8 protein-coding genes are annotated in these 5540 nt (G+C 41.6%); 2 read left to right on the top strand and 6 right to left on the bottom strand.

The window, feature by feature from the left end; translation table 11 throughout:
* The 6 genes from ACYTXL_RS29255 to ACYTXL_RS29230 all read right to left on the bottom strand — a co-directional run.
* Positions 1 to 146 (bottom strand): NADPH-dependent FMN reductase (locus tag ACYTXL_RS29255; RefSeq protein ID WP_461927697.1); only part of this gene is annotated, 146 nt, incomplete at its 3' end.
* Positions 143 to 613 (bottom strand): phosphatase domain-containing putative toxin, encoded by a 471-nt coding sequence (locus ACYTXL_RS29250; protein WP_461927696.1) that lies wholly within the window; start codon positions 611 to 613, stop codon positions 143 to 145. The genes ACYTXL_RS29250 and ACYTXL_RS29255, both read right to left, overlap by 4 nt.
* 55 nt (positions 614 to 668) lie before the next feature.
* The gene (gene arsC, locus ACYTXL_RS29245) at positions 669 to 1082 is read right to left on the bottom strand and encodes an arsenate reductase, glutathione/glutaredoxin type (protein ID WP_461927695.1); all 414 of its coding nucleotides are present in this window, start codon (positions 1080 to 1082) and stop codon (positions 669 to 671) included.
* Between the two features lie 31 nt (positions 1083 to 1113).
* Positions 1114 to 2178 (bottom strand): ACR3 family arsenite efflux transporter, encoded by a 1065-nt coding sequence (arsB, locus tag ACYTXL_RS29240; RefSeq protein WP_461927694.1) that lies wholly within the window; start codon positions 2176 to 2178, stop codon positions 1114 to 1116.
* Positions 2179 to 2379: 201 nt separating this feature from the next.
* Positions 2380 to 3447 carry a PstS family phosphate ABC transporter substrate-binding protein gene (locus ACYTXL_RS29235; RefSeq protein WP_461927693.1) on the bottom strand — a complete coding sequence of 356 codons (1068 nt, stop codon included), beginning with the start codon at positions 3445 to 3447 and terminating at the stop codon, positions 2380 to 2382.
* Positions 3448 to 3783: 336 nt separating this feature from the next.
* Positions 3784 to 4110: an ArsR/SmtB family transcription factor gene (locus ACYTXL_RS29230; protein ID WP_461927692.1), complete on the bottom strand. Its 327-nt coding sequence runs from the start codon at positions 4108 to 4110 to the stop codon at positions 3784 to 3786.
* A gap of 213 nt (positions 4111 to 4323) precedes the next feature.
* On the opposite strand from ACYTXL_RS29230, the gene ACYTXL_RS29225 reads away from it, so the two are divergent.
* Together ACYTXL_RS29225 and ACYTXL_RS29220 are read left to right on the top strand one after the other, a co-directional pair.
* Positions 4324 to 4836, top strand: coding sequence for a transposase family protein (locus ACYTXL_RS29225; RefSeq protein ID WP_461927691.1), 513 nt, complete (start codon positions 4324 to 4326; stop codon positions 4834 to 4836).
* Positions 4817 to 5125 (top strand): ISAs1 family transposase, encoded by a 309-nt coding sequence (locus tag ACYTXL_RS29220; protein ID WP_461927690.1) that lies wholly within the window; start codon positions 4817 to 4819, stop codon positions 5123 to 5125. Before ACYTXL_RS29225 ends, ACYTXL_RS29220 begins: the two co-directional genes overlap by 20 nt.
* Positions 5126 to 5540: the final 415 nt, after the last annotated feature.

Raw genomic sequence — 5540 nt, 5'->3', positions numbered from 1 at the left:
AGTTCACGCGAGTCGAAAAACTTCACCTCTGCCCCAAATTCTTCAATGATGCGTGCGGCTTCCTCTGCTAAGAGGCGGCTATAGGAACGCTCACGCAGGGAGCCATACAAAAACAAAATTCTGGGGGGATGGTCAAATGTCGTCATGGTAATTGCTTATTCTCCTCCAACTCTCGCAAAAAGGTGGTTTGGGCTTCCCGCAATTCGACATCAGGATTTGCGTGTTGGATTTTCTGTATTGCGTCGTCATAAGACGAACCAGTGTAAATCAGGTAAGAACCCAGTATAGTTCCCGTTCGTCGTCTCCCACTGGTGCAATGAACTGCAACAGCGTTACCAATGCCTTTTTGACTCTCAATGAAGTTTTCTAATTCCTGAAGTTGCTCTAAGCTAGGTGCAGTGCCACCTTTGATTGGCAACCAGAGATGAGGAATGTTTGCCTTTTGATACAAATCTAAGTTAGAGGGGTCATCCATAACAGAGACGATCGCACCAACACCAGTAGCCCGTAACTCTGTCAACTCCTCTGCCATTGGCTTACGAACACCTGCTAGTTTCCCTGGAATCACCCACCACAGGTTCTCTGAAATTGGTTGAATTGTTTCTTGCTCCATTGGTTTGAGTCTTAGTCTAATCCCAGTACTACAATTTGATTTAAGATTGCAATCTTTATTGAACAGGTATAATTTCTTTATTCACAGACTCAATCAATTGAGTCACCCGTTCCCTGATTTCATCGCGGACTCTCGAAAAAATTTCCGGTTGTTCTGCTGGATCATCTAATTGCCAGTCTTCAAATACTTCGCGTGTCACCCATTCCGGCGGCAAATTCACGCCACAGCCACACAAAGAAATCACTACATCAAAGTCTTGCGCTCTGAAATTACTCAGGGGTTTGGAGTGTTGATCGCTAATATCAATACCAATTTCTTTCATAGTAGCCATCGCTTCTGGTCTAACCTGACTTGCTTTTAAGCCAGAGCTAATCACTTCAATCTTTCCCTTACCAATAGTTTTAGCAAAACCTTCCGCCATTTGGGAACGGGCAGAATTCTTTTTACAGACAAACATCACACGTTTCATTGTTCAACTTCTCCGAATAATCTGAGTAAATTTAAAGGCTTCTCGATTCAGGTGTTACGAAATAACGTTTTTCAAGCCAGAAAGCAACATTAACAAGACCAATCAACACAGGCACTTCTACCAGAGGACCGACAACGGCGGCAAAAGCAACACCCGAATTAATGCCAAACACTGCGATCGCAACTGCGATCGCTAGTTCAAAATTATTCCCGGCAGCTGTAAACGCTACACTTGCGGCTCTAGAATAGTCTGTCTTAATCCGCCAAGCCATATAAAAGCTGACCAGAAACATGATCACGAAGTAGATAATCATCGGAATTGCAATCTTCACCACATCCAAGGGTATCTGAACGATTAAATTCCCTTTCAAGCTGAACATAACCACAATTGTAAATAACAGAGCAATCAGCGTGATCGGGCTGATTTTAGGTACAAATTCCTCGTGATACCACTGCTTACTTTTGACTTTTACTAAGAAATAACGAGTAAAAAATCCAGCTAAAAAGGGAATACCGAGATAGATAAATACACTTTTGGCAATCTCGGCAATGCTGACATTCACAACACTGCCTTGTAACCCAAATAGTGGCGGCAGTACAGTTATGAAAAACCATGCATAAGGACTATAAAAGATAACTTGAAAGATGCTATTGAAAGCAACCAATCCAGCCGTGTACTCTGTATTACCTCGTGCCAAGTCACTCCACACAACTACCATTGCAATACATCGGGCTAATCCAATCAGAATCAATCCGGTCATGTATTCTGGATAACTGTGTAAGAAGGTAGTTGCCAGAGTAAACATCAAAATTGGCCCAATAATCCAATTCTGAATTAGTGACACACCAAGAATTTTTCCGTTGCGAAATACATCCCCTAATTCTTCATACCGCACCTTGGCTAAGGGCGGGTACATCATCAAAATTAACCCAATGGCAATTGGTATATTGGTTGTTCCCACCTGGAACTGGTTGATAAATGCTTCTACTCCAGGAAAGAAATAGCCCAGACTAACACCGATAGCCATTGCTAAAAAAATCCACAAGGTCAGAAAGCGATCAATAAAGGAGAGGCGTTTTGAAGTCTTTTTATTCATTACGGAGTTCATACAGCTTACATTAGGGACTTTCAAATAAAAAAATACTCAACTACTTCTTGTAGGGTGGGCGTCTCCCCCGGCAATAGCTAAATGCGGGTAAGATGCCCATCCTATAAGATTAGATAATTTATTTGTTGCAAATCCCTTATTCAAAGTTTGATCATGAATAAGTTGCTTGGCTTGGATGATTGTTCATACCTAAAACTGTCCTTCCTTCCGTAACAACTCCCCTATTGTTAAGTTCATCTCTGCTTTTCCTCCAAATACTGTTCCCACTTTGCCTTCATACAAGTGAACATAGTTGAGGTGTTTGCTATCATTTGGTAAAGGTATATAGCCCACAGCACTTGCTATTGTTGGTGCTTTATCAATGTAAAATTCGACAAATTTGTTTACTAATGCTTTGTTTTGGTTATCCCGAAAATTAACATAGATAAACAAAGGTCGAGCAAGGGGCTGATACTGAACTTTCTCTACAGTTTTACGTGATGGCAGTACTGCACCTTTACCACTGTCAATTGCCAGCGCTTTTAATTTATTTTGTGATTTTTCGTAATAGGCATAGCCAAAGTAACCCAAAGCATTTGGATCTTTGCTGATGCCATCCACCAATACATCATCATTTTCACTTGCTGTGTAGTCATTACGACTGGCTCTAGTTTTACCTACAGTCGCTTCTGTAAAATAGTCAAAAGTACCAGACTGTTTCCCAGCACCATACAAATTCATTGGGCGATCTGGCCAAGATGCACGTACTTGGTTCCAGCGAGTGATTTTCCCTTGGGCTTCCGGTTCCCAAATCTTTTTCAATTCTGCTATTGTGATGTCTTTTACCCAATCGTTTTGCGGATTAACAGCGACGGTAAGCGCATCAAAAGCAATGGGAAACTCCATATACGCCACACCATTTTTCTTGCAAGTTTCCATCTCTGCCTTCAAAATCGGTCGGGAAGCGTTGCTAATATCGGTTTTTCCAGCACAGAATTTTTCAAACCCGCCAGTAGTACCAGAAATATTAACTGCAACCTGCACCTGATTCTTTGAGTCAGCTTGATAGTTTTTGGCGATCGCCTGTGAAATGGGATATACCGTGCTAGAACCATCAATTTCAATTATTGTTGTTGCAGCCTTACTAGAATCTTTTCCTTTAGTCCCATTCTGTGACTGCTGAGTTTGAGCAGATAGGTTGGATGCTGCTGTGCAACTGGTCGTTAAAGCTAATATTGCCAGTGCTCCGGCGTAGCCCGCACTTCGACAAAGTGACACAGTGAGCCCTTCGACAGGCTCAGGGTAACACCTGTCGAACTGCTCAGTGACCACCGCAGGTATCGCCAATTCCTTTGCTGTTGTCTTCATTGACACCATCCCTGTGAGTTATATCAAGAGTATATCTAAGTAAATCGGCGTTAAAAAAATAACCTATGTGAGGAAATATAAAATCAGCAAACAGCTTATAAATCGCTGATCACACAGTTTTTATAAAACTCACTATACATGGGTTTTATCGTGCCTACATACTTGCATCATATCAAAAAAAATTGATTCATAAATGTCTATAGAGTTAGAAGGAAACAAAACATTACAAAAAAAATTGATGGATTTTTAAGTCTCGCAGCGAGAACGAATAGGTAATATTGGGCTAAAGCGACGGAATTCTGCTAGATACTGCTCTAGGGCAACAAACTGCGCCAGATTGAGGCTGTAGTAAATCCAGCGCCCTTCTTGACGAGCGCGAACTAAACCAGCTTGTTTCAGGGTTTTCAGGTGAAAAGACAGTTTAGATTGAGTGGTTCCCAGGTGGTCGCACAGGTCACACACGCATAGTTCTTGAGAGCGCAGCAGTTCTAATACCTGAATCCGTAGGGGATCAGACAGGGCATGAAAGCCAGCAGCGATTGAATCAGGAGTGAAGGTGCTATTAGGAACCATCAAGTTTTATTGAAGTATTTCTTTATGGTAAAGTCTATATGAATTATAAATTATGAATTTTTAACCTACATTTTGCAGGTTAGTTTGAAAATCATGGTATTTTCTATAAATAAATTCTGACAATGGTTTCAGGCATTGAATCTGTATTCTACCCTCTGCGATCGCCTAACCCATCCCCCCACTGCTCAGAGGATGTTTTAAAAGTGGTTAGCTGTGATTTTAGACACTTTTAGCTCCCCCCTAACCCCCAGGGCTGTTTCATTCCCTAAAACAGGTAAAATTGCAAGGGTAGAAGGGGGGAAAATCATGGGTGCGTCTCTGATTGAACAATTAAAGCAAGTGGAAGATTTTAGAACGACTGATGGACGAAGACATCCGATGTGGCTGGTGTTGCTGTTTGTCATAATGGGAACAATGAATGGGGATGTGGGATATCGTGGTTGGGGAGATTTTGTTAAAAGGCATAGACGGGTATTAATAGAGAAATTTGGCATTCAAAAACATGGGGTTCCCTCATATTCAACAATCCGACGTGTAGTTATGGGAGTGAATTTTGATAAACTGGCAGAAAAATTTAATGACTGGGCGAAAAATTATGTGGATTTAGAAGTATCAGAATGGTGTGCAGTAGACGGTAAAAGCATTAAGGGTACAGTGCAAAACTATAGTTCATCTAATCAAAATTTTCTGAGCATAGTATCAGTATTTGCTGGCAAGAAAGGGTAAGAAATATCATGAAATTGTCTGTTATATTAGCAGTTTGATTTGCACGGCGAAGGAATTTGCCATCGGTATTCGCGGTCATTGGAGTATCGAAAATTGCCTTCATTGGGTGAAAGATGTTGTTTTCAAAGAAGATAATTCGACCATCCGTATGGGCAATGCTCCCGCAAATCTCTCCATTTTGAGAGCGTTCGCACTCAATATACTTCGCCGAAATGGTCATACTTCCATCACAATTGCCCAAAGATTTATATCTCATGATATTGACAAACTCCTTCACCTTGTGGAATGAAACAGCCCTGCTTTTTAAGGGGGATTTAGGGGAATCAAGATATGTGCAACTTCACATTAAATTGGTATTAGGGTGGATCGAGGTTTCAAGTTTTTAGTGCGTAAGTCCTGTATTTGAACCACATCTATCGTAGGGGCAATTCATGAATTACCCCTAGCGCGTGGTCTATTTATATAATGTTCAGCTGATCACTTAGGGACTTCCAACAAATAAATTACTACTACTTGTGGGCAGGGCAACATGAGCGCCTTTGGCTGCGCGCGAGACGCATTGGTGTCAACTTAACCTAGAAGTTTGGCTTGGCATGCTTTCGAGGTTTCACCCTCACAAGAACAGCCCCTCTCCCAATTTTGGGAGAGGGGAGCAAATTCTCTAGTTCCCCTTCTCCCAACTTGGGAGAAGGGGTTAGGGGATG

The sequence above is a fragment of the Nostoc sp. genome, assembly GCF_054880495.1.
The sequence above is the reverse complement of the archived record's forward strand: the minus strand, read 5'-3'. Positions and strand labels throughout refer to the sequence as shown.

Coding starts and splice junctions, on each gene's coding strand:
- ACYTXL_RS29230 (WP_461927692.1), bottom strand. CDS start 4,110: ATGGTTCCTAATAGCACCTTCACTCCTGATTCAATCGCTGCTGGCTTT.
- arsC (WP_461927695.1), bottom strand. CDS start 1,082: ATGAAACGTGTGATGTTTGTCTGTAAAAAGAATTCTGCCCGTTCCCAA.
- arsB (WP_461927694.1), bottom strand. CDS start 2,178: ATGAATAAAAAGACTTCAAAACGCCTCTCCTTTATTGATCGCTTTCTG.
- ACYTXL_RS29250 (WP_461927696.1), bottom strand. CDS start 613: ATGGAGCAAGAAACAATTCAACCAATTTCAGAGAACCTGTGGTGGGTG.